We start from the raw sequence: 22,789 nt of genomic DNA, 5'->3' as shown, positions 1-22,789 counted from the left end.
AGGGGAGAGGGGGCAAAAGATGCTCAAGCCCCAGCTTCTTGAACTCCTCCCCCTTGAGGGGGGAGGCTGGGAGGGGGTGAACGGGCCTGGCCCCGAGGAAAAGCCGCGAAGCACGGCCCCCATCCTCCCCCTCAAACATCGAAGAACACCGTCTCCCCCTCGCCCTGCATCCGAAGATCGAGGTGATAGACCACGCCGCCCGGCGTCTCCTCCCGCCGCGCGACGAGGGTGTTCCTCCGCTCCGCCGGAAGGCTGGCGAACACCGGGTCCGCCGAGTTGTCCTCGTCGCCGAAGAAGACGCGCGTGACGGTGTGGGTGAGGAGGCCCCGCATCCCCACCCAGACTTGCAGGTGCGGGGCGAGGGTGGGCTGGCCCGGCCTGACGACGGCCCCCGGCTTGATCGTCTGGAAGACGAAGGTATGGCCGGGATGCCGCGTGTCCGAGCGCCCGAAGCCCCGGAAGTGCGGGTCGGCCCGCGCGTGTTCGGGGTCGGCAGGGTGGCGGTAGCGCCCGGCGGCGTCGGCCTGCCAGACCTCCACGAGGGCGTCGGGGACCGGCTCGCCGTCGCCGTCGAGCACCCGCCCGCGCCACACGATGCGCTCGCCCGCCGCCGGGCTGGTGGGGGAGACCATCACGTTCTCCTCGCCGTGGACGAGACCCTGCCCGAAGACGAGGCCCTGATGGAAGTACGGCCCGACCGTCTGGCTCGGCGAGGGGCCGAACACCTCGGCGGGGATGTTGGACGTTTCGGGGGAGAGGGGCATCAGTGCGCCTCCTCCCAGGGCGTCTGCGCGTCGCCCCCCAGCACGAGGTCGAAGCGGTAGCCCAGCGCCCACTCCGGCTGCGTGAGGTCCAGATCGAAGCGCGAGATCAGCCGCCGCCGCCCCTTCTCGTCGGGGATGCCGCCGTAGATCGGGTCGTAGGCGAGGAGGGGATCGCCGGGAAAGTACATCTGCGTCACGAGGCGCTGGGTGAAGTTCACGCCGAACACGCTGAAGTGGATGTGCGCGGGCCGCCACGCGTTGTGGTGGTTGCGCCACGGGTACGCGCCGGGCCGGATGGAGACGAGCTGATATTCCCCGTGCTCGTCGGTGAGCATCCGTGCCGTGCCCGTGAAGTTGGGGTCGAGCGGCGCGTCGTGCTGGTCGCGCTTGTGGATGTAGCGCCCGGCGGCGTTCGCCTGCCACGTCTCGATCAGGGCACCGCGCACCGGCCTCCCCGCCGAGTCGAGCAGCCGCCCGCGCACGAGGATGCGCTCGCCCAGCGGCTCTCCGTTCACCCGCCCGTTGCGGGTCGTGTCGCCGTCGTCCGGGCGGATGCGGTCCGTGCCGAAGACGGGTCCGGTCTCGTCCGCGAGCGTGTGCGGCAGCGGCATCAGGAGTTCGTGCGGTGCCCGCTTCACGCTGCTCGTGTACGGCTCGTGGAGGTGGGCGGGGTGGACGGACGGGGCGCGTGGGCGGGGCTTCTCGGTGGTCATGGGTCGCTCCTTTCGTTCAGGGCCTGTTTGGCGAGTTGCAGGGCGCGGTTGGCGACGGGCACCCCCGCGTAGATGGCGACGTGGAGGAACAGTTCGCGCAGGTCCGCCTCGTCCACGCCCGTGTTCGCGGTCGCGCGCAGGTGCATGGCGAGTTCGTGTTCACGCGGCAGCGCGGCGAGGACCGCCAGCGTGATCAGGTGCCGCGTGCGCGTGTCGAAGTGCCCCCGCGACCACGGCCCGCCCCACGCGTACTCGGTGATGAAGGTCTGGAAGTCGCGGTCGAGGTCGGTGATGCCCGCCGTCGCCCGGTCCACGTGCGCGTCTCCCAGAACAGAACGGCGCACCCGCATTCCCCGCTCGTAGCGGTCTTCGGAGGAGGCAGACAGACTGTCGAGGAAGGCCAGCAGGTGCCGGGCCGTCTCCGCTGGCCGCTCCACGCAGGGGAGGTGCCCGCAGTCCCCGATCAGGTGGAAGGGTGCCCCCAGCAATTCGGCAAGTTCCCGCCCGACCTCCGGCGGCGTGGAGAGGTCGGTGTCGCCGCAGAGGACGGTGACGGGGACGCGGACGCTCCGGGCAGCTTCCCGCAGGTCCGCGTCCCGGATGGCCTCACAGGTGGCCGTGTACCCCTCCGCCGGGGTGCGCGTGAGCATGTTCCGGCAGCCCCGCACGTCGTCCGGTCGTGTCTCGAAGAACTCCGGTGTGAACCAGCGCGACAGGATGCGGTCGGCGATGGCCCCCAGCCCCTCCCGCCACACATCTGCGATGCGTGCCTCCCACATCTCCGCGCTCCCGATACGCGCCCCCGTATCGCACAGCAGCAGTCCCGCCGTCCGCTCCGGGTGCCGCGAGGCGAAATCCAGCGCGATCATCCCCCCGACCGACACGCCGACGAGAACGGCCTTCTCTACCCCCAGCGCGTCCAGCAGTCCCAGCAGGTCGCGGCTGTGGTCCGCGATGGAGGACGGCCCGGCGGGAGAATCCGACAGCCCATGCCCCCGCTTGTCGTAGCGCACGACCGGATGCTGCCGGAGGGCGGCGGGCACCACGTCGTCCCAGATACGCAGGTCACTTCCCAGCGAGTTGAGGAAGACGATTGGGGGCAGGCCGGTCGTGATCCCCTCCCGCCGCACATGGAGCGTCACGTCCCCCACCGTCAGGAAGCGGGGGGTGGGAGAGGGAAGATGTGGGCTGGGAGTAGACATGGGGGCCTCTTGGAATGAACGGCTCCTCCCCAGCGGGCGACTCGGCAGAGCGGAGTCACTGGGGGCGATGGTCTGGACGGTCCGCCCCACCATAAAGAGTCTGCCCCCCCACGAGAAGGCGGCTGTTCGCTCCTGCCGAACAAGGGTCTGACCCTCCTCCCCCTGCACTGTTAGCGTGGGCAGAGGCCCCGCGCCGCTCCGAGGAGGGTTCCCGTCATGCCAACGCTTCCCAGCCCGCATTCGCCCGCACGGGGGGTTGGCGTCGAACGTGGCCCTCTTCCCGAGGGGACTACCCCTCCGGCGGCCAGGCCCACCAGAAGTCCCCTGCGCGGCGTCCTGCTCTACTGCGTCGCCCTGCTGCTCTTCGCCTGCCTGGACACGGCCACGAAGTATCTGACGACGTACTACCCCGTGCCGCTCGTCTCGTGGTCACGTTACGCGTTGCAACTCGTCCTGATGACGGCGGTGCTGGCCCCCACGGTGGGCCGCCAGATCGCGCTCCCGACGCGACCCGCCCCCGTGGTGCTGCGCTCGCTGTGCCTCGTGCTGACGAGCATCTTCGTGGGGCTGGCGTTGCGGCGGCTTCCGGTGGCGGAGGCGTCGGCCATCGTGTTCCTCTCACCGCTGCTGGTGGTGTTGCTCGCGGGGCCGCTCCTCGGTGAACGGCTCACGCCGGGGCGGGCGGCCCTCGCGGGGCTGGGCTTCGTCGGCGTGCTGCTCATCGCACGGCCCGGCGGGAATCTGGACGCGCTCGGCGTGTTCTTCGCCCTCCTGGGGGCCGCGTCGAACACCGGCTATCAGCTCCTGTCGCGGGTCCTCAGCGCCGAGCCGCCCCTGACCCTGTTGTTCAATTCGGCGCTCGTGGGCGTCCTGACCCTGGGGCCGCTCCTGCCCTTCTTCTGGAAGGGGCCGCCGCTCACGCCCCTGTACGCCGGGCTGTTTCTCGCGCTGGGCCTGATGGCGGGGCTGGGGCACTTTCTCCTCACGCTGGGCTTTCGTTACGCGCCCGCCTCGCTGATCTCGCCCGTCACGTACCTGCAACTCGTGTGGGCCGGATTGCTGGGCTGGCTGGTCTTCCGTCACATCCCCGATGCCCTGAGCCTGTGCGGCATGGCGGTCATCGCGGGGGCGGGGGTGGCGACGGTGGTGACGGGGCGACCGAGGGGGAACAGTCAGCCGTCAGCCGTCAGCCGTCAGCCGTCAGCGAAAGACGGCGGCTGAGCGTGGGTTTTGGCGGACGCGCTGCCTGTTCACCCCCCTCCCCGACCCTCCCCCACAAGGAGGGAGCAAAAAGCACAACCAACACGTTGATCTTCTCTTGCATATCAGGCGTTCAAGGGGAGGAGCCAAAGAAGCTGAAGCTTGACCATCTTCTCCTCCCTCTCCCCCTGCGGAAGAGGGCCGGGGAGAGGGGTAGCGAGCCACGCTCGCCCTTCTTCTGGACGGCCAAAATACGCCTCCCCGCCTTCCGATTCGAAGGGGAGGCGCAGGAGTTCTCCACGTCCCCGTGGTCATCCACGAAGAAGTTCTGCTGACGGCTGACGGCTGAGAGCTGATGGTTGACGGCTGACCGCTCCCCTACGCCCCCATCCCCTCCAGCAGCCGCGCGCACGCCGCCTCGCAACGGCGGCAGCTCTCGGCGCAGACCGCGCAGTGCTCCATGTTCATGTCGCGGGCGTGGCGCTCGCACTCGTCGCCGCACGCCCGGCACGCCGTCAGGCACGCCTGAAGCTGGGCCTGCATCACGTTCAGGTCGGGCTGCGTGAGCCGCGAGAGCACCCGCCCGGTCGTGCCGCACACGTCCGCGCAGTCCAGATTCAGCCGGATGCAGTGGACGAGGTGCATGAGGTGCCCGTGCTCGCCGAGGCAGGCGTCGGCGCACGACGAGCAGACGTTCGCGCACTCGAAGCAGGCGTCGATGCACTCGGCGAGGGCACCCTGGTCGAACACGCTGGCGGGGTTGGGGTGCGTCTGGAGCATTCGGGCGGTGTTCTGTGGCATGGTGGGCCTCCTCGGGCCATCGTAGGCGGGGGTGCCCTGCATGGGCGGGAGCGTCAAGGCGGTGTGAAAGAAGAGGTTGGGCGGTGGCCGCCCCGCGACCGATGCAGGAGGCGAGAGGCGGAGAGCAGAAGATCGAGGACGCGTCTCTCCTGCCTTCTGCCTTCTGCCTTCTACCTTCTGCCCTTTCCATCAAACTGCCAGCGTCGGGAGCGGCCCTCACCGGAGCCGTCGCGCCAAAAGATGTGTATGGGTTAAAGCCGGAGTGAGCCTTGCCCTGTCTCCCTATCGCCGAGTTTCACATGCCGGGGGAGGGGTGGTCGGTCTAAATGGGGGGGTCCGTTCCCGCTCAATCTATCCTGCCCTCTCCCTGCCCCGTGGAGGTTTCCCATGCGCCGCACCACCCGCACCCTTGCCCTGACCGCTGGACTCGCCTTCCTCGCCGGATGCAGCCAGTCGCCGTCGCCCGTGGTCGGCGCGGCGATGACCCGTGACGACGCCCTCAAGATCGAGACCCTGGCTCAGCAGAGCATGGGGTATCTGGCGGCGATCTTCCGCTTTCAGGGCGACACCGGAAGCCTGGGGGCGGGCGTGCTCCTCGGGGCCGACGCGCGGGCGAGCGCGCGGGTGCCGGGGCACCAGCTCACCCCCGCCGACCTGAGCACCTGTCTGAGCGAGGAGGGCACCTTCGTGGACGCGGACGGCGATACCTTCCCGGCGTCGAACGTCGCCACCATCCTGAACGAGTGCTCGTTCACCTACGGGACCGTCAGCCTCGACGTGAGCGGTCAGTACGCCCGCGACGATCAGGACGACACCAAAGTCTTTCCCGAGAGCGGCTACCGCCTGGGCATCGGCGGGGTGACGGGAACGGGAGGCGCGAACTTCAGCCTCGCCGTGAACGGGTCCGTGATCGCCAGCGGCAGCACGGCGCTGAACTACGAGATCGAGCGCCAGAGCCAGACGGTCTTCCAGACCACCTTCGGTTTCCTGCTTGCCCGCACCGACATCAGCGTGGACTCCTTCGCCTCAAAGGACACGGCGTACACCTACACCGCCGACAGCGCCGCCAACCCCTTCGCCGGCGGCGTCCTGAGCGGGTCCTCGACCATCGGCTTCCAGCCCTACCCGAGCAACCCGGCCCTGGTCCTGAACTTCGCCTTCGATGACCTGCGCTACGACGCGACCTGCGCGGTGGGCTTCCGCAGCGGCAGCGTCCTCTACAGCGACAACGCCGGAAACAACGTCACCCTGACCTACAACTGCGACAGCTACACGGCGACCTTCAACGGTTCGGGGCTGTAGGCCGCGCAAACTGGGGGCGAACGGTGGGTGAACGGGGGAGGGGAGCCAGAACTTAGGCCCCCTCTCCTGCCCATCCATCACGTCTCCCTGCTGACGGCTGATCGCTGAAAGCTGACCGCTGCCCCCCTCCCCCTCCCCCTCAGCCGCTTCATCCATCCCCGTGCCACAGTGAAGGCTCATGTCGGCCCCGGCGTCCATTCGCTACGTGCCCCTCGCGGGGTACGGCAGGCCGCCTGTGGTGATCATGCCCATCCGCAACCGGACGACAGACCCCGGGGAGACCTTCCGCCCGCACCGCCACGACTTCCAGGAGGTGATCTGGATTCACTCGGGCACGGGGACACACACCATCGACGGGCGGGAGGGCGAGTTGCGCGGGCCGTGCGTGTCCCTGATCGCGCGCGGGCAGGTCCACGCCTTCCGGGAGATGCGCGAGTTGAATGGCTACGCGGTGGCCTTTACCGAGGCGCTGCTGGGGGGCACCGACCACCTGCTGTTCAACCACGCGCGGGGGGACCGCACCTTTGCGGCACCGCCCGAAGTGCAGGCCGCCGCCGAGGGGGTGCTGGCCCTGGCCGCGCGGGAGTACGAACGCGTGGGGGAGAGCAGCGACTTCTCGCTCCTGCGCCCGCTCACGGAGGCCCTGCTCGTCCTCGTGCGCCGGGCGGTGGCGGCGGCCCCCGGCGACCTCGCCCCCGCCGAGGCGCGGCTGGCCGAGCGGTTTCTGGAGCTGCTGGAGCGCGACTTCGCCGCCCACCACGATGTCGGGCACTACGCGGGGGGCCTCAACGTCTCCGCCAAGCACCTCTCGCGCGCCACGAACGCCGCCCTGGGCCGGGGCGCGAAGGCTCTCATTCAGGACCGCGTGCTGCTGGAGGCCCGCCGCCTCCTGAGCTTCACCGACCTCAGCGTCAAGGAGGTCACGGCGCGGGTGGGCTTCGCCGATCCGTTTGGCTTCAGCCGCGCGTTCAAGGCGGCGGTAGGCGTGCCCCCACAGGAGTTCCGTGACACCTGGACATCGGTGCCGGGAAAAAATGACAGGCCCCCGTCCGCTTCCGCCATTCCTGGCGGTGGGGACGGTTGATATTTTCATACTGAGCGACCTGCTCCCCACCATGACCAAGCCCCGACCCCTTCCCCGACTCGACCCCGCCCTCACGCCCGGCCACGTGGAGCTGACGGTGGGCGACCTCGCGCGCAGCCTCGCCTTCTACCGGGAGGTGCTGGGCCTGCGCCCGCTCACGCTGGGGGAGGGAACGGCCAGCCTCGGCGTCGGCGGGCGGGTGCTCCTCACCCTGCGGGAGGTGCCCGGCGCGCGGCCCGCGCCCGCCTCCAGCCCAGGCCTCTACCACCTCGCGCTGCTCGTGCCCACCCGCGCCGACCTCGCCCGCTTCGTGCGGCACGTGGCGGGGCGTGGGGTGCGCCTCGGCCAGAGCGATCACCTCGTCAGCGAGGCGTTCTACCTGCAAGACCCCGACGGCCACGGCATCGAGGTCTACCGCGACCGCCCCCGGCACGAGTGGACGTGGGACGGCGGCGAGGTCCGCATGGGCGGCGACCTCATCGACCTCGCGGGCCTGCTCGCGGAGGCGGGGGTGCCCACGCCGTGGGCCGGACTGCCGGAGGGCACCACGCTCGGCCATCTCCACCTGCGCGTCTCCGACCTCACCGCCGCCGAGGCGTTCTACGAGGACGCCCTCGGCTTCGACGTGGTGAGCCGCTGGCCGGGGGCGCTGTTCCTCTCCGTGGGCGGCTACCACCACCACATCGGCCTGAACACGTGGCAGAGCCGGGGCGGGTCGGCAGCACCGGAGGGCAGCGCGCGGCTCGAGAGGGTAGTCTTCCACCTTCCCCATTCAGGGGCGCTGGGCGACCTTGCGGAGCGGTTTCGTCTCTCCGGCGTTTCCATCACACAATCTCCCTTCATACGATCTGCACAGTCGGTCGGCATCCTTGAGGTGCGAGACCCCTTCGGCATTCTGCTCGCCTTCACCGCTTGAGCGGCCTGCTTCCAGCCTCCGGCGACCAGCGCGAACCCACTGGCCCATTTCCCCTCTACAGGAGACTGAAGATGAAGAAGACTTTCCCCGTCCGCCTGCTGCCCGCCCTCGCGCTCTCTCTAGGCCTCGCTGCCCTGACGCCCGCCGGGGCCGCCCCCACCAAGTTCGAGGTCGCCTCCTCGGACAGCCTCAACGTCGTTACCGTGGAGAGCGAGACGACGGTGGAGAATTTCACCGGGCGCACGAGCAAGGTGCGCGGCTCGCTGACCTTCGACCCGCAGGCGAGGACGGGCGGCGGCACGGTGGTCATCGACGGCGCGAGCATCGACACGGGCATCGCCGCGCGCAACGGGCACATGCGCGGTGCCCAGTGGCTCAACTTCGAGAAGACCCCCGACGTGACCTTCAAGGTGACGCAGGCGACGGCCCTCGGCGGCGACAAGTACCGCGTGGTCGGCACCCTCACCATGAACGGCGTGACCAAGCCCCTCACCACCGAGGCGACCGTGCGCTACACCGCCGCCAGCGCCACCACCCGTTCCTCCGGCCTGAAGGGCAACGTGCTGGCCGTGAGCACCACCTTCAACGTCAAGCTCAGCGATTTCGGCGTCAAGCACCGCCAGATCGACGCGGGCCGCGTGAGCAACGACCTCGCCCTCGCGGTGCGCTTCGTCGCCAGCGACCAGTAGGGGGAGCCGGGCCGTGCGTCTGCCCCTCGTCCGCCGCGTGTCGGGCGTTCTCGCCGTCCTTGCCCTCATCGTGCTGCTGCTGAGTTTCGTCGTGGGCGGCGTGCTGACGCAGGACGCCACCCTCGTGCAGCGGGTGGAGCCGAACGCGGCGGGCGCGCTCTTCGGCGAGGCGGACAGCCCCGGCACGCCCATCGGCTCGCCGCAACTCCTCATCGTGCGTGATCAGGCCGCCTTCCTCCCCGGCGAGGGCGAGGGCGGTGCCCGCTTCGTCAACGAGACGTACCTGCGCGAGAGCGGCCAGTACCCCCTTCAGGTCAAGACGGTCGAGCTGATTCGCAACCTCGTGGCCCTGGGGTCAGGTGTGGCCGCCCTTCTGTTCGGTGCGTTGTGGTTGTGGGCACGGCGCAGGGCGGGGTAGAGGTCGGATTCGAGAAGAGAGGCCCGCTCACCACGAGTCGGGCCTCTCTTCCTCTTGACATCAGACTTGTCCTGCTAAGCGTCGGCGCAGCATCTCGAAGCGAGGTGGACGAGGCCCTGCGTTCGGGATGACACGGGTTCTTCTATCAAACGCTTTGGACTTCCTGCAAAGGTGTATGCGAAAGGCAGAAGGCGGAGGCACATCCTTGAGCTTTCCGCCTTCTGCCTTCGACCTTCTGCGCCCTTCGCCGACCGTCCCCTACTTACCGTCCTGCAACGTGTAGTCGCGCCCGCCGATGTGAACGAGGCCCGTGGACGGCTTGCCATTCTTCTCGCCGTCACCCAGGAAGGCGAAGGAGCGCACCACCCGGCCATCGGCGTACCTCAGTTCCAGCGTGTTGCCCACGAAGCGGTAGGTGCCGCCGCTCGCGCGGCTGCTGGTGGCCGTCGCGCCCCCCGTGGTCGTGCCCGACGAGCTGCCCGTGTCCGTGAAGGTGGCGCTGAAGCCCCCCGACGCCTCCCGCGAGAAGCGCCCGTCCGGCGAGAAGCGCAGGAAGGACTCCGAGAAGCTGCTCGTCATCCCGCCCATGCCCACCGAGCCGGAGAAGCTGCGGTACGTCCCGCTGAGCTTCAGCCCGGCGACGGGCCGGATGGCGGTCAGGGTCGTGCCGCCCTTGTCGTAGTTGCCGTCCGCCTTCTTCCTCAGCGGCTCGGCCTTGTCGTTCCCGATCTTTAGTTGCCCACCCTTGAAGGTATAGACCTCGCACACGGGCAGACCGTTGGGCTTCGTGCGCGAGCAATTGGCGTCGTCGAGGCCCGCGTCCGGCTCGTCGGTGTAGACGTAGCCGTTAGGGTTGAAGACGTAGAAGCTCCAGCACAGGCCGCCGCAGTAGCCGCCCACGTCGGAGGTCCAGCTCGCGTAGGCACCGCTCAGGCCGCCCGACCCCTTCGGCGGCGCGGGGGCCTTCGCCGTGCCGTAGCGGGGGAGGGGGGTGGGCTTCACCACCACCTTGCACTCCATCCGTCGGGGGCCGAAGCGCCGCTCGCCGTCCTCGTCCTCCCGGTAGGTGGCACCGTCCCCATCCCACGGCCCGCCCACGAAGTCCACGTCGCTCCAGTCCTCGTCCTGATCGCTCAGGAGGTCCACCGTGTAGCGCCCCGTTCCACCGTTCAGCCGGTATTGCCCGCCCGCCAGAATCTCCAGTGTCCCCGCGCCCTTGTTGCTGCCGTCGGTGGCGACGCAGGGGTACTTGCCGACTTTGGGCGTCTTGAGGGCGAACTCCAGCCGCGCCAGGGTCTCGCGTGCTCCCGCCTGATAGCACTCGAAGTCGCGCTCCTGCGGGCCGACCTCCGAGAGGCTGAAGTCCTGCCCGTGGTCCCCGAAGCTCAGGTAGCCCTCGCGGTCCCCGGCCAGCGGGCCGCTCTGCCAGCGAATCTTGCGGAGGCTGCCGTCCTTGCGAACGGCGAAGGTGCCGCCCCCGCCCGCCGTGCGGTACTGGCCGCCGGGGAGAATCTGAACGAGCAGGTGGGGCCGCGCGTAGTCGGCCCCCGCCCGTTCCTCGTAGCAGCGGAACTCGCCGGGGATGAGGGCCTCCTCCGGGTTGCCGCCCGACCTCACGAACTCGGCGGCGTTGAGCGTCCTCACGGTGGGGAGGGCGGCGGCAGGCGTTGTTTGGGGTCTGGTCTGCGCCGTCGCGGAAGTCGCTGGGGTGGACGCTCCGGCCACCGCCGTTCCCGCGAGGTCCACCGAGTCGGCCAGCGTGTTCAGGCCCGCCTGATACCTCTCCACGAGGGCGAGGGAGGACGCCTGATACAGCAGCAGCACGGCGCGGGCATTCGGGGCCTTGCCGAACTGCCCGGCCACGTAGAAGCGGTACTGCGTCTCGCCCGACCCGCCCACCACGGCGGCGGCCTGCGAGAAGCTCGGGGAGCCGTCCGCACCCTTGCCCGCCTGAATCGGCGTGACGTTGACTACCTTTACGTTCTTGTGCAGCCCCGCCACCCGCGCCTCGAACCACGCGCGCAGGTCGCCGGGGAGGGCCGCGTCGGGCGAGAGCAGGATGAAGGCCGTCTGTCCGGCGGGCAGGTTGCTCGGCGTGAGGGCGAGGACGCCCCCATCCACCCGCGCGCTCCAGCCGGGCGGCACCCGGTACGTGAGGTTGCCGAAGCGGGCGGCCTGCGAGAACGCAGCGCCCCACAACCACAGCAGGAGCAGGCTGAACACGAGCGTCAGGGCACGGCTGGTCGAACGTAACATCTTCCCTCCAGAGGTTTGAGCGTGCTCCCAACGCTACCCGTCCGGGCGGCGCGGTCGGTGAGAAGGAGGAGGTCGGCGGGGGGCGTCAGCGAGACCGCCCCAGCGTCCCCCACACCAGAGCCAGGCCCACGAGCGCGAGTAGGTACAGCAGGGGCAGCGCGCTCCACGCCACCACCGCCCCTGACGAACCCAGCCGCCCGGCACGCCCGGCGAGGACGAGGCTGCCGAAATACACGAGCGGGTAGGCGACCGTGCCCCAGGCGAAGACGTTTTTCACCACGACGAGGCCAGCGGGTGGGTCGTTGGGGTCCCGCGTCCCCAGGGTCATGGCGCTGGCGAGGAGGACGAAGGGGTAGGCGACGAGCGGCAGCGCCCCCAGCCCGCGCAGCACCCAGAGGAGGAGCGGGTCGGCGGGGACGTTCATTCCGTCCGCCCGACGCCAGGCACCCGACCCCTCTCACCCGGCATGGTGGGCGGTCTCCCGGCGCGGCACCCCGCAGCTCCGCCGCACGATGAGGCGACCGGGAAAGACGTGCCGCCCGGTGAGGACCTCGCCGCCCTCCAGCGCCCGCACCACCGCCCGCGCCGCCGCCTCCGCCATCGCCTCCACGGGCTGCTCGATGACGGTGACGGGGGGGTCCACGAGGGCCGTCCACGGGTAGTTGTCGAAGGTGACGAGCGAGAGGTCGTCCGGCAGCGTCAGCCCCCGCTCGCGGATGGCCCGGAAGGCACCGATGGCCTGCGTGCCCGTCAGCGCGATGAGGGCGGTGGGCGGCTCGGGCAGACTCAGGAGTTCGTGGGTCAGGGTGTAGGCCGTGTCCTCGGTGAGCAGGGTCACGCGCCGGTAGGCCGCCGGAACCTCCAGCCCGCGCTCGCGCATCGCCTCGGGGAAGGTCCGCGAGCGTTCCTCCGGGTGGATGGCCGGGTCGTAGGTCCCCAGCGCGGCGATGCGGGTGTGCCCCAGGCCATGCAGGTACGCCACCGCCTCGCGCATACAGGCGGCGTTGTCGAGCAGGATGCTCGGCAGGGAGGAGTCGGGCGGCACGTAGTCGTAGTTCAGCACGAACACCCCGCGCCCCCGCAGCCGCTCGATGTACTCATGGCTCTCCGGGCCGTACCCCGCCCGCAGCAGGATAGCCCCGACCCGCTGCCCATACAGCCGCTGCAACTCGGTGAGTTCGAGTCGGGCGGAGTACTCGTTCTCGCTGACGATCAGGGTGTACCCCGCCGCCTGGAGCGTCCGCCCCGCCGTGCGCGCGAACTGCGCGAAGAACGGCTCCACGATGCTGGCGACCACCAGCCCCACCGTGCGGCTCTGCCCGCCCCGCAGGCTCCCGGCCCGCACGTCCGGCTCGTAGTGAAGCTCGGCGATGGCCGCCCGCACCCGCTCCAGCGTCCCCGGCGTCAGCTTGTCAGGCTCGCGCAGGGCACGCTTGGCCGTGGTCGGGGAGACTCCCGCCAACCGCGCCACGTCCTGAATCGTCGCCACGCGGGCATTGTAGGACTTGAGGGGTGTTCGGCGGCAGGGAAGAACAGTCAGGGGTGAGGCGTTGGGAGTTAGGCGTTAGGGGGAGCAAGAAAGACGCGACGGCTTCTTCTCCCCCTTGAGTTCCTGATATGAATCAGGAACCCAGCGTGTTGGATGTGCTTTTTGCTCCCTCTCCCCTTGCGGGAGGGGGCTGGGGAGAGGGGTGACGAGCACCGCTCGTCCTCTTGCCGGGGAGCGAAAACGCCTCAACTTCTCGGTCTGCACTTCACATCAAGCGTCCCCTGGGGGGAGGCCGGGTGGGGGTGTACCGGGCCTGACCACCAAGCAAACGAACCCGTCACCTCCCCATCTCACGTCCCCCGAACCAGATACCTCCCGACCTCGGCGGGCAAGGGATGTTTCGCCTGCGGGTTGAGCCAGAGCCGGACGGTGGACGGTTCCCACTCCCCCGTGAACGAGCAGAGCGCGACGGCGCTGAGTCGCTGACGCCCGCGCAGGAAGGCGCGCACGTCCTCCAGGCGCAGTTCGGGGGAGGGCCGACCGACCTCACTCTGGGAGAGACGCTCCAGCAGGCGCACCGCCGTGGGCACGAGGCCGTCACTCGCCGCGCCGGGCGGGAGAACGACGGCGAGCAGGTTCACAGCGCCGGGCGGACACTGGCCGATCTTGTCGCACAGCACCCGTGCCAGCCGGAGCGCCGTTTCCGAGGGAGCCATCCCCGTCAACTCGGGGTGACGAAGCCGCGTGACTTCCACGTTGAGGGCAACGTTCGTCCTGAACGTCACCCCGAAGTCCGGGCTGCGGACGCCCGCCGCGCGCCCCGGCTCGTACAGGACGGTGAAGCGGCGGTCCCGCGCCAGCAGGGAGGCGACGGCCAGTTCGGCGAGCAGGTCGGCAAATTCGTTCGGGGAGGCAACCAGCCGCGCCTTCTTGCGAAGCTTGCTCGCGTGCGCCTCCACGAAGGCGAGAAACGGGCGCGAATCCCCGCACCAGCGGCGCAGAACGGGGGCGAGCGGGTGGTCGTCCGCGCCGCAGACCTCCCGGACGAGTTCATCGATCTGCCCCCTCACCGTCGTGTCAGGAGACCACAGCTCTGCCGTTCAAACCTGAACACACGCACCTCGCCACAATGGTCACGAGGCCATCTCTGTACTCGGTTCAATTCCGGGCCTCTAGACGGGGGCGAACGGATGTGTTTCAATCATGGACACGAGACCATTGAATTGCTGCGCCTGGGGAGAGAGGCCCCAGCCCGCCACGCGCGTGTTTCCTGTCCACCCCAGGTCGCCCGCCCCTTCGCCTGCCGCGCTATGCGGTCCCAGGAGGTTTCACCCATGAAACGACTCTCCCTGCTCAGCCTCGTCCTCGCCGTCAGCTCCACGTGGGCCGGCGCGCAGACCATCACCATCGCCACCGTCAACAACCCCGACATGGTGACGATGCAGAGCCTCACGCCGGAGTTCAACAAGAAGTACCCCGGCATCAACGTGAAGTGGGTCGTGCTGCCCGAAAACGAGCTGCGCCAGAAGATCACCCTCGACGTGGCGAGCGGCGCGGGCAGCTTCGACCTCGCCACGGTGGGCGTGTACGAGGTGCCGATCTGGGCCAAGAACGGCTGGCTCACCTCGCTGACGCCGCTGTTCCGGCAAAACCCCACCATCGCCTCCGCGTACAAGCTCAACGACGTGCTGCCGAGCGTGCGGAGCGCCCTCACCGTGAACGGCCAGCTCTACGCCGTGCCCTTCTACGCCGAGTCGAGCATGACCTTTTACAACCGCGACCTGTTCCGGGCCGCCGGGCTGACGATGCCGCAGAACCCGACGTGGCAGCAACTCCAGACCTTCGCCGCCAAGATTCACAAGCCCGCGTCCGGCGTGTACGGCATCTGCCTGCGCGGGCTGCCGGGCTGGGGCGAGAACATGGCCTTCATCACCACGATGGTGAACACCTTCGGCGGGCGCTGGTTCGACCAGAACTGGCAGGCGCAGCTCAACACCCCGGCGTGGAAGAACGCCCTGACCTTTTACGTGAATACCCTCAAGCAGTACGGCCCTCCCGGTGCCACAAGCAACGGCTTCACCGAGAACCTGACGCTGATGAGCCAGGGCAAGTGCGGCATGTGGGTGGACGCGACGGTGGCGGCGGGCTTCCTCTCGGACCCCGGCTCCTCCAAGATCACGAAGTCGGTGGGCTTTGCCAACGCGCCGGTCGGCCCCGGCACCCCGCGCGGCAGCAACTGGTTCTGGTCGTGGAACCTCGCCATCCCCAAGAGCACCAAGCAGCAAGACGCCGCCTTCAAGTTCCTGACGTGGGCCACCTCCCCCGAGTACATCTCGCTCGTCGCCCGGACGAAGGGCACCTGGGCCGCCGTGCCCCCCGGCACCCGCACGAGCACGTACAACAACGCCAACTACAAGAAGGCGGCGGGCGCGTTCAGCGGCCTCGTGCTCAGCTCCATCAACCGCGCCGACGTGACGAAGCCGACAAAGGACCCCGTGCCCTACACCGGCATCCAGTACGTGTCCATCCCGCAGTTCCAGGCGCTCGGCACCCAGGTCGGGCAGTACATGGCGGGGGCGCTGAGCGGGCAGACCTCCATCGATCAGGCGCTCAAGCAGGGGCAGGACGCCGCCAACCGGATCGCCAAAGAGGGCGGCTACCAGAAGTAAGCGTTCCGCCGTCAGCCGTCAGCCCATTCAGCCCAACCGCTGAGGCTGGCGGCTTCCCACTGCCCGCCCTCCCCAAGAGGTGAGACCCATGACCACCGCCCCGAGCGTCCCCGTCACGGCGACCCACGCCCCGCCCGCGCCCAAACGCGGCATCCGGCTCACGCCCGCCGCGCTGATCTGGCCCGCGATGCTGTACCTGATCCTGACGACGCAGGTGCCGTTTTTCATGACGGTGTACTACTCGTTCTTCCGCTACAACCTCGTGGACCCCTCCAGCCGCCCCTTCATCGGGCTGGCGAACTACCAGAACCTCCTCACCGACCCCCAGAACCTCCGCATCCTGCTCAACACGGTCGTGCTGGCGGGCGGCACCCTGATCCTGACCCTGGTGATCGGCGGGGCCTTGGCGCTGCTGCTCAACCGGGAATTTCTGGGGCGGGCGCTGCTGCGGACCCTCCTGATCTCCTCCTTCCTCGTCATGCCCATCGTGACGGCGGTGATCTGGAAGAACATGCTCCTCAGCCCCACCTCCGGCTTCTTCGCCTGGGTCTCGCAGAGCCTCGGCCTCACGCCCATAGACTGGCTGGGCCAGGCCCCGATGCTCTCGGTCATCATGATGATTACCTGGGAGTGGACGCCCTTCGCCGCGCTGATCCTGCTGACCGGCCTCCAGAGCCTCCCCGACGACCAGATCGAGGCCGCACGGCTGGACGGTGCCTCGCCCTGGCAGGAATTCCAGCACATCGTCCTGCCCCACTGGATGCAGGCGATTCAGGTCGTCGTGCTGATGGAGACCATCGCGCTCCTCCAGGTCTACGGCGAGATTTACGGCTCGACCTCGGGCGGTCCCGGCATCGCCACGACGAACCTGCCGTACTTCATCTACCAGAAGGCGTTTGCCGAGTACAACATCGGCCTGGCGAGCGCGGCGGGCGTCCTCACCGTGATCTTCACGAATATCCTGGCCGTGTATCTGCTCAAGTTGATCAGCCGCCGGGCCAGCAGTCAGGGAGGTTGACATGACGACCGCACCCGCACCCAGCAACCGCACGAGCGCCGACCGCCACCGGGTTCGCAACCTCCTGCTCACCGCCGTCACGTACCTGATCACGCTGGCCTTCCTGTTTCCGCTCGCGTGGATGATCCTGGCCGCCTTCAAGACGGAGGCGCAGGCGTTTGCCACGCCGCCCGTGTTCTTCTTCACGCCCATCTGGGACAACTTCCAGCGGGCGCTGCCGAGCTATCTGCCCGCCCTCTCGAACTCGCTGATCGCCGCCATCGGCTCGACCGTGATCGCCTTCGTCCTGGGCCTGCCCGCCGCCTTCGCGCTCGCCGTGTATCCCACCCGCCGCGCGCAGGGCGTCCTGAGCTGGATGCTCTCCACGAAGTTCATGCCCGCCGTGGGCGTGATCGTGCCCCTCTTCCTCCTGTTCCGCAACCTGCAACTGCTGGACACCCTGCCCGGCCTGATCCTGATGTACACGACGATGAACCTGCCCCTCGTCGTGTGGATGATGCACTCGTACATGACCGAGATTCCCTACGCCATCTACGAGGCCGCGAAGGTGGACGGGGCCTCGGTGTCGCAGGAGTTCTTCGGGATCGCGCTGCCGCTCTCCATGCCGGGCATCTCCGCGACCGCGCTGCTGTGCCTGATCTTCGCGTGGAACGAGGTCTTCTTCGCGCTGAACCTCACCTCGGCGGATGCCGCGCCCCTGAGCGTGTACATCGGGGAGTTCAAGACGAGCCAGGGCCTGTTCTGGGCGCAGCTCAGCGCCGCCGCCACCCTGGTCGTGCTGCCGGTGCTGATCTTCGGCTGGATCGCCCAGCGTCAGCTCGTGCGCGGGCTGAGCTTCGGGGCCGTGAAGTAGGGGTGGGTCTCCCATGACGGTCAAGCTCAACCGCGCCAGCCTCGCCTCCCTGGGTCCGGGCGTCGCCGTTCCCCACTACGACCCCCGGACGCTCACCTCCGGCATCGTTCACTTCGGCGTCGGGGCCTTCCACCGCTCGCACGAGGCGATGTACCTCGACCGCCTGCTCAACCTGAGCGGACACGACGACTGGGCCATCTGCGGTGTGGGCGTGCTGCCCGGCGATGCCCGGATGCAGGGCGTGTTTCAGGCACAGGACCACCTCTACACCCTCGTCACCCGCTCGCCGGATGGAGCGTCGGAGGCCCGCGTCATCGGCGCGATCCGTGAATTCCTCTTCGCCCCCGACGACCCGGAGGCGGTGCTGGAGAAGCTGGCCGACCCCGCCACGCGCATCGTCTCCCTCACCATCACCGAGGGCGGCTACGGCATCAATAATGCGACGGGCGAATTCGACCCCTCCGGCCCCGATTTCCAGCACGACCTGACACCGGGTGTGGTGCCGAAAACGGTGTTCGGCCTCGTGACCGAGGGACTGCGCCGCCGCCGGGAGCGGGGCCTCGCCCCCTTCACGGTCATGTCCTGCGACAACATGCAGGGGAACGGTCATGTGGCGGGACGGGCCTTCACCGCCTTCGCCCGGCTCAAGGACCCCGACCTCGGCGAGTGGGTCGCGCGGCACGTCGCCTTTCCCAACTCGATGGTGGACCGCATCACCCCCGTGACCACCGACCAGACCCGTCGGGAGGTGCAGGGCGAGTACGGCATCGAGGACGCCTGGCCCGTGGTGGCCGAGTCGTTCACCCAGTGGGTGCTGGAGGACCACTTCACGCTGGGGCGGCCCCCGCTGGAGACGGTCGGCGTGCAGGTCGTGACCGACGTGGAACCCTACGAGCTGATGAAGCTGCGGCTGCTGAACGCCTCGCACCAGGCGATGAGTCACCTGGGCTTGCTGGCGGGCTACACCTACGCGCACGAGGTCTGCCGCGACTCCCTGTTCGTGGACTTCCTGCTCGGCTACATGGAGGCGGAGGCCACGCCCACCCTGCGCCCGGTGCCGGGCATCGACCTTGCGGCCTACCGGCACGACCTCATTGCCCGCTTCGCCAGCACGGCGATTCAGGACACGCTCGCCCGCCTCGTCGCGGAGGGGTCGGAGCGCATCCCCAAGTTCCTGCTGCCGGTGGTCCGCGAGCAATTGGCGACGGGCGGCGAGGTCTCGCGCTCGGCCCTCGTGGTGGCGGCCTGGAGCTTGTACATCGCCGCCGCACAGGAGGGACCCACATCTGGGAACCACCTCCCGGCGTTGGTGGACCCCCGCGCCGAACAGTTGACCGACGCCGTGGCGCGTGAGGCGGGGCGACCTGGAGCATTTCTCGACCTCCACGAGGTCTTCGGCGACCTGGGGCAGAACGCCCGCTTCCGCTCGGCGTACCTGGGGGCGCGCGACCTGTTGCGCCGCCAGGGGCCGCTGGTTGCACTCCAGACGGTCAACGGACAACCCGTCGAGGTCGGCGTCGTCGCACGTTCGGAGTGAGTGCGCCCCACCCTCATCCCTCATTGCTCATCCCTCATCCCTTCCCCCGGAGGCCCCATGACCACCCTCACCCCCTCGACCTCCACCATCCTCGACCTCTTCCGCCTGGGCGGGCGGCACGCGCTCGTCACGGGGGGCGCGCAGGGCATCGGCCTGGAAATTGCGCGGGGCCTCGCCGGGGCCGGGGCGCGCGTCACCATCGCGGACATGAACCCCGAGACGGGCGAGGAGGCGGCCCGCGACCTCGGCGGTGCCTTCGAGACGCTCAATGTGACCGACGTGGGGGCCGTGCGCGCCCTCGCCGCCCGGTTGACCGACGTGGACATCCTCGTGAACAACGCAGGAATTGTCCGCAACACGCCCGCCGAGGACACCCCCGACGACGACTGGCGGGCCGTGATGAGTGTCAACGTGGACGGCGTGTTCTGGTGCTGCCGGGAGTTCGGGCGAAACATGCTCGCGCGCGGGCGGGGGTCCATCGTCTCCACCGCGAGCATGAGCGGCCTGATCTCCAACCATCCGCAGCCACAGGCGGCGTACAACGCCAGCAAGGCCGCCGTCATCCACCTCACCCGGTCCCTCGCGGGCGAGTGGGCGGGGCGGGGCGTGCGCGTGAACGCCGTCGCCCCCGGCTACACGGCCACGCCGCTCACCAAGCGCGGCCTGGAAACACCCGAGTGGCGCGACACCTGGCTCAAGGAAACGCCGATGGGCCGCCTCGCCGAGCCGAGCGAGATTGCCCCCGCTGTGCTGTACCTCGCCAGCGACGCCGCGAGTTTCGTCACCGGGCATACGCTGGTGGTGGACGGCGGGTACACGGTGTGGTGAGGGGGGACGAAGCCTGTGAGCCATTAGCATAGAGTTTGCACTACCAACTTTCATGACCTATATGCCGCATTTGACTCCTCAGGTCAGGTTCAGCGGCTTGATAAGCCTCGTCGTTTCCCGCCCGCCAACAAGTGATGCCGTAGAAATTGACCTGCCCCCACAGTTCTCCGATGAGAGCGCTGGCAACACGGTCCTCCCAACGCTTTTTCAGGCCCTTTCGGACGGTAAGCATCCACCCGTTCGGCGTACAGACGAACCCATCCATACGTAGGAAGGAAGCGTCGCCGTCCGGTACCCCTCGAATTTCAACACGTCCAACCACGTGTCGAGCCTCAAACTCGATGAAGAAAATGGCTGTCTTCGCCTCCTGCATGGAGCCAGCATACGAAGAATCATCTCAATTTCCGAAGATATCTCTTGAGAAGGAGCGAACGTGCCTACCTCTGATACCTCCTTACCCCGCTCCTCCCGAACCAGCGTCCTGCACGGCGTTCGTGACCTGCGCTGGGAGACGCGCGAGGTGGCAGCGCCCGGCCCGCGTGAGGTCCGCGTGCGGGTGCGGCGCGTCGGCGTATGTGGCAGCGACGTGCACTACTACACCCACGGCAAGATCGGTCAATTCGTGGTGGAAGCCCCCCTCGTCCTCGGCCACGAGGTCATGGGCGTGGTGGAGGCGGTGGGCGAGGGCGTGACCCGTGTTCGCGTCGGCGACCGGGTGGCGCTGGAACCCGGCTACCCCTGCCGCCGCTGCGCCTACTGCAAGCGCGGCGAGTACAACCTCTGCCCGGAGATGACCTTCATGGCGACGCCGCCCGTCCACGGTTCGCTCGCCGAACACGTCATCTGGCCCGACGACTTCGCCTTCCCGCTGCCGGACAGCCTCAGCGACGACGCGGGGGCGCTCATTGAGCCGCTCGCGGTCGGCGTGTGGGCGGCGCGCAAGGGCAATGTGCAGCCGGGGCAGAGCGTGGCCGTGTTCGGGGCCGGACCCATCGGCTGCACGACGCTTCAAGCCGCCAAAGCCGCCGGAGCCACGACCCTTATCGCCGTCGATCTGGAGGACTTCCGGCTCGACCTCGCCCGGAAGGTGGGGGCCACGCACACGATCAACGCGCGGCACGAGGACCCCATTCAGCGCATCAGGGAGATCACCCGGAGCGACCTGCCCGAATCTCACGCCGGGGTGGATGTGGCGTTCGAGACGGCGGGGAGCCTCCCGACCACCCGCCTGAGCCTCGCCGCGCCCCGGCCCGGTGGAACGACCGTCCTCGTGGGCCTGCCGCCCGACCCAGAGGTGAGCCTCGACATCGTTTCGGCGGCGAGCCGTGAGGTCAGCCTCCGGGGAGTGTTCCGCTACGCGAACTGCTACCCGGCGGCCATCGCCCTCGTGGCGAGCGGGGCGGTGGACCTCGACGCGCTCGTGACGCACCGCTACCCCTTCGAGCGGACGCCGGAAGCCTTCGAGTTCGCCGACCGCGAGAAACGCACGAGCATGAAGGTCATGATCGATGTCGGGTGAGTTGCTGATTGGAATAGACGTGGGGACGTACTCCAGCAAGGGCGTCCTTGTGACGCAGGCCGGAGAAATCCTGCGCCAGCACGTCGTCCCGCACGGCATCAGCCTTCCCACCCCCGGTCACGTCGAACAGGATGCGGAGACGGTGTGGTGGGCGGACGTTCTTGCCATCCTCCGCGAGTTGCTGAGTGGGCCGTACACCGGAGCGGACGTGGCGGGTGTCGCCCTGAGCGCCATCGGCCCCACGCTGCTGCCGCTGGACGGGGAGGGGAGGCCACTGCGCCCCGGCATCCTGTACGGGGTGGACACGCGGGCACAGGCTCAAATTGACGCGCTGAACGCAGAGATCGGGGAGGACGCCATCTTCGCCCACAGCGGCATGGCCCTCACGAGTCAAGCCATCGGCCCCAAGATTCGCTGGCTGCGGGAACAGGAGCCGGAGGTGTGGGCGAGGGCGCACACGCTGACGACCGCGAGCAGCTACCTCACCTTTCGCCTGACGGGTCGGCACGTCATGGACCACCACACGGCGGCCCACTCCATGCCGCTGTACGACCCACGAACGCGCACCTGGACGGAGGAGTTCGCCGCGCCCGTGCTGGGCGACAGGGGGCTGGACGTGCTCCCCGATCTCGCCTGGAGCGACGAGCTGGCCGGGCACGTCACCGCCGAGGCCGCCGTCCTGACTGGCCTGCGCGAAGGCACCCCCGTTGCCGTGGGAACGGTGGACGCTCTCAGCGAGGCCGTGAGCGTCGGTGCCGTCCAGCCCGGCGACCTGATGGTGATGTACGGCTCGACCACCTTCTTCATTCTCGTGCAGGACGCGCCGACGCCCGACCCGCGCGTGTGGACGGTGGGCGGTGCCTTCGCCGGACAGCACAACCTCGCGGCGGGGATGAGCACCACGGGCAGCCTCACCCGCTGGTTCGCCGACGAGTTCGCCCGCGAGCAGCCCGACACGGGCGCGGCCTACGACGCCCTCTTCGCGGCGGCGGCGGCCCTCCCACCCGGCGCGGACGGCCTCCTCATGCTGCCCTACTTCTCCGGCGAGCGCACGCCCATCAACGACCCACGGGCGCGCGGCGTCGTGGCGGGCCTGACCCTCACGCACACCCGCGCGCACCTCTTCCGGGCCGTGCTGGAGGGCGTCGGCTTCGGCATCCGCCACAACATCGGGGCGTTCCGGGACCTCGGCGCGGACGTGCGGCGCGTCGTGGCGGTCGGCGGCGGCGCGAAGGGCCGGACGTGGCTTCAGATCGTCAGCGACATCGGCGGCGAGACGCAGGAACTCCCCGAGGTCACGGTGGGCGCAAGCTACGGTGACGCCTTCCTCGCCGGGCTGGCGGCGGGCGTCCTGCGCCGGGAAGACCTCTCCCGCTGGGTCCGCCCCGCCCAACCCGTGCGGCCCAATCCGGCCCTCAAGGCCGAGTACGACCGCCTGTATGGGCTGTACCGCGACCTGTACACGCAGACTCGAACGACGGTTCACGCGCTGGGCGACGGCTGAACGACCGGGGAGAGGTCGGAGCCTCTG

The 22,789-nt window shown here is 69.1% G+C and carries 22 protein-coding genes; 13 read left to right on the top strand and 9 right to left on the bottom strand.

Annotated features, from left to right (window positions below):
- Window positions 1–131: 131 nt before the first annotated feature.
- From pcaG to pcaDC, 3 genes are read right to left on the bottom strand one after another with little or no spacing between them, the layout of a single operon-like run.
- Window positions 132–764 carry a protocatechuate 3,4-dioxygenase subunit alpha gene (gene pcaG, locus V3W47_RS03215; protein ID WP_331823725.1) on the bottom strand — a complete coding sequence of 211 codons (633 nt, stop codon included), beginning with the start codon at window positions 762–764 and terminating at the stop codon, window positions 132–134.
- A complete protein-coding gene (gene pcaH, locus V3W47_RS03210; protein ID WP_331823724.1) occupies window positions 764–1,477 on the bottom strand; it encodes a protocatechuate 3,4-dioxygenase subunit beta in 714 nt (237 codons plus the stop codon). Before pcaH ends, pcaG begins: the two co-directional genes overlap by 1 nt.
- Window positions 1,474–2,679, bottom strand: coding sequence for a bifunctional 3-oxoadipate enol-lactonase/4-carboxymuconolactone decarboxylase PcaDC (gene pcaDC / locus V3W47_RS03205; RefSeq protein WP_331823723.1), 1,206 nt, complete (start codon window positions 2,677–2,679; stop codon window positions 1,474–1,476). Before pcaDC ends, pcaH begins: the two co-directional genes overlap by 4 nt.
- A 216-nt stretch (window positions 2,680–2,895) precedes the next feature.
- Between pcaDC and V3W47_RS03200 the strand changes: the two genes are divergently transcribed.
- Window positions 2,896–3,900 (top strand): DMT family transporter, encoded by a 1,005-nt coding sequence (locus V3W47_RS03200; RefSeq protein ID WP_331823722.1) that lies wholly within the window; start codon window positions 2,896–2,898, stop codon window positions 3,898–3,900.
- 357 nt (window positions 3,901–4,257) lie between these two features.
- Here the strand turns inward: V3W47_RS03200 and V3W47_RS03195 are convergent, their stop codons facing one another.
- Complete coding sequence (locus V3W47_RS03195) at window positions 4,258–4,680, bottom strand: four-helix bundle copper-binding protein (RefSeq protein WP_331823721.1); 423 nt, start codon at window positions 4,678–4,680, stop codon at window positions 4,258–4,260.
- 387 nt (window positions 4,681–5,067) lie between these two features.
- On the opposite strand from V3W47_RS03195, the gene V3W47_RS03190 reads away from it, so the two are divergent.
- From V3W47_RS03190 to V3W47_RS03170, 5 genes are all read left to right on the top strand, one after another.
- Window positions 5,068–5,982 (top strand): hypothetical protein, encoded by a 915-nt coding sequence (locus V3W47_RS03190; protein WP_331823720.1) that lies wholly within the window; start codon window positions 5,068–5,070, stop codon window positions 5,980–5,982.
- 178 nt (window positions 5,983–6,160) lie between these two features.
- Entirely contained in the window at window positions 6,161–7,066 is a 906-nt protein-coding gene (locus V3W47_RS03185; protein ID WP_331823719.1) for a helix-turn-helix domain-containing protein, read from the top strand.
- A 31-nt stretch (window positions 7,067–7,097) separates the two neighbouring features.
- Window positions 7,098–7,982, top strand: coding sequence for a VOC family protein (locus V3W47_RS03180; RefSeq protein ID WP_331823718.1), 885 nt, complete (start codon window positions 7,098–7,100; stop codon window positions 7,980–7,982).
- A 71-nt stretch (window positions 7,983–8,053) separates the two neighbouring features.
- Complete coding sequence (locus V3W47_RS03175; RefSeq protein WP_331823717.1) at window positions 8,054–8,671, top strand: YceI family protein; 618 nt, start codon at window positions 8,054–8,056, stop codon at window positions 8,669–8,671.
- A 13-nt stretch (window positions 8,672–8,684) separates the two neighbouring features.
- Window positions 8,685–9,089 (top strand): hypothetical protein, encoded by a 405-nt coding sequence (locus V3W47_RS03170; RefSeq protein WP_331823716.1) that lies wholly within the window; start codon window positions 8,685–8,687, stop codon window positions 9,087–9,089.
- 258 nt (window positions 9,090–9,347) lie between these two features.
- Here the strand turns inward: V3W47_RS03170 and V3W47_RS03165 are convergent, their stop codons facing one another.
- From V3W47_RS03165 to V3W47_RS03150, 4 genes are all read right to left on the bottom strand, one after another.
- A complete protein-coding gene (locus tag V3W47_RS03165) occupies window positions 9,348–11,345 on the bottom strand; it encodes a COG1470 family protein (RefSeq protein ID WP_331823715.1) in 1,998 nt (665 codons plus the stop codon).
- A gap of 85 nt (window positions 11,346–11,430) precedes the next feature.
- On the bottom strand, window positions 11,431–11,769 hold the full coding sequence (locus tag V3W47_RS03160) for a hypothetical protein (protein ID WP_331823714.1): 339 nt from the start codon (window positions 11,767–11,769) through the stop codon (window positions 11,431–11,433).
- Between the two features lie 33 nt (window positions 11,770–11,802).
- On the bottom strand, window positions 11,803–12,834 hold the full coding sequence (locus tag V3W47_RS03155) for a LacI family DNA-binding transcriptional regulator (protein WP_331823713.1): 1,032 nt from the start codon (window positions 12,832–12,834) through the stop codon (window positions 11,803–11,805).
- A gap of 350 nt (window positions 12,835–13,184) precedes the next feature.
- Window positions 13,185–13,904, bottom strand: a complete 720-nt coding sequence (locus V3W47_RS03150) for a hypothetical protein (RefSeq protein WP_331823712.1) — start codon at window positions 13,902–13,904, stop codon at window positions 13,185–13,187.
- Between the two features lie 264 nt (window positions 13,905–14,168).
- Here V3W47_RS03150 and V3W47_RS03145 point away from each other — a divergent pair, with 264 nt between their 5' ends.
- From V3W47_RS03145 to V3W47_RS03125, 5 genes are all read left to right on the top strand, one after another.
- Window positions 14,169–15,503: an ABC transporter substrate-binding protein gene (locus V3W47_RS03145; protein WP_331823711.1), complete on the top strand. Its 1,335-nt coding sequence runs from the start codon at window positions 14,169–14,171 to the stop codon at window positions 15,501–15,503.
- 88 nt (window positions 15,504–15,591) lie between these two features.
- Window positions 15,592–16,521 (top strand): carbohydrate ABC transporter permease, encoded by a 930-nt coding sequence (locus V3W47_RS03140; protein ID WP_331823710.1) that lies wholly within the window; start codon window positions 15,592–15,594, stop codon window positions 16,519–16,521.
- A 1-nt stretch (window position 16,522) separates the two neighbouring features.
- On the top strand, window positions 16,523–17,374 hold the full coding sequence (locus tag V3W47_RS03135; protein WP_331823709.1) for a carbohydrate ABC transporter permease: 852 nt from the start codon (window positions 16,523–16,525) through the stop codon (window positions 17,372–17,374).
- A gap of 13 nt (window positions 17,375–17,387) precedes the next feature.
- Window positions 17,388–18,911: a mannitol dehydrogenase family protein gene (locus V3W47_RS03130; protein WP_331823708.1), complete on the top strand. Its 1,524-nt coding sequence runs from the start codon at window positions 17,388–17,390 to the stop codon at window positions 18,909–18,911.
- A 57-nt stretch (window positions 18,912–18,968) separates the two neighbouring features.
- Window positions 18,969–19,739, top strand: coding sequence for an SDR family NAD(P)-dependent oxidoreductase (locus V3W47_RS03125; RefSeq protein ID WP_331823707.1), 771 nt, complete (start codon window positions 18,969–18,971; stop codon window positions 19,737–19,739).
- Window positions 19,740–19,779: 40 nt separating this feature from the next.
- Here the strand turns inward: V3W47_RS03125 and V3W47_RS03120 are convergent, their stop codons facing one another.
- Window positions 19,780–20,112, bottom strand: coding sequence for a hypothetical protein (locus tag V3W47_RS03120; RefSeq protein WP_331823706.1), 333 nt, complete (start codon window positions 20,110–20,112; stop codon window positions 19,780–19,782).
- Between the two features lie 60 nt (window positions 20,113–20,172).
- Between V3W47_RS03120 and V3W47_RS03115 the strand changes: the two genes are divergently transcribed.
- Window positions 20,173–21,258, top strand: coding sequence for an NAD(P)-dependent alcohol dehydrogenase (locus V3W47_RS03115; RefSeq protein WP_331823705.1), 1,086 nt, complete (start codon window positions 20,173–20,175; stop codon window positions 21,256–21,258).
- A complete protein-coding gene (locus tag V3W47_RS03110) occupies window positions 21,248–22,762 on the top strand; it encodes an FGGY-family carbohydrate kinase (protein ID WP_331823704.1) in 1,515 nt (504 codons plus the stop codon). Before V3W47_RS03115 ends, V3W47_RS03110 begins: the two co-directional genes overlap by 11 nt.
- The last annotated feature ends 27 nt before the right edge of the window (window positions 22,763–22,789 follow it).

The organism is Deinococcus sp. YIM 134068 (assembly GCF_036543075.1).
Classification (GTDB): Bacteria; Deinococcota; Deinococci; order Deinococcales; family Deinococcaceae; genus Deinococcus; species Deinococcus lichenicola.
Note: the sequence above shows the minus strand (reverse complement) of the source record. Positions and strands in the feature narration are given on the sequence as shown.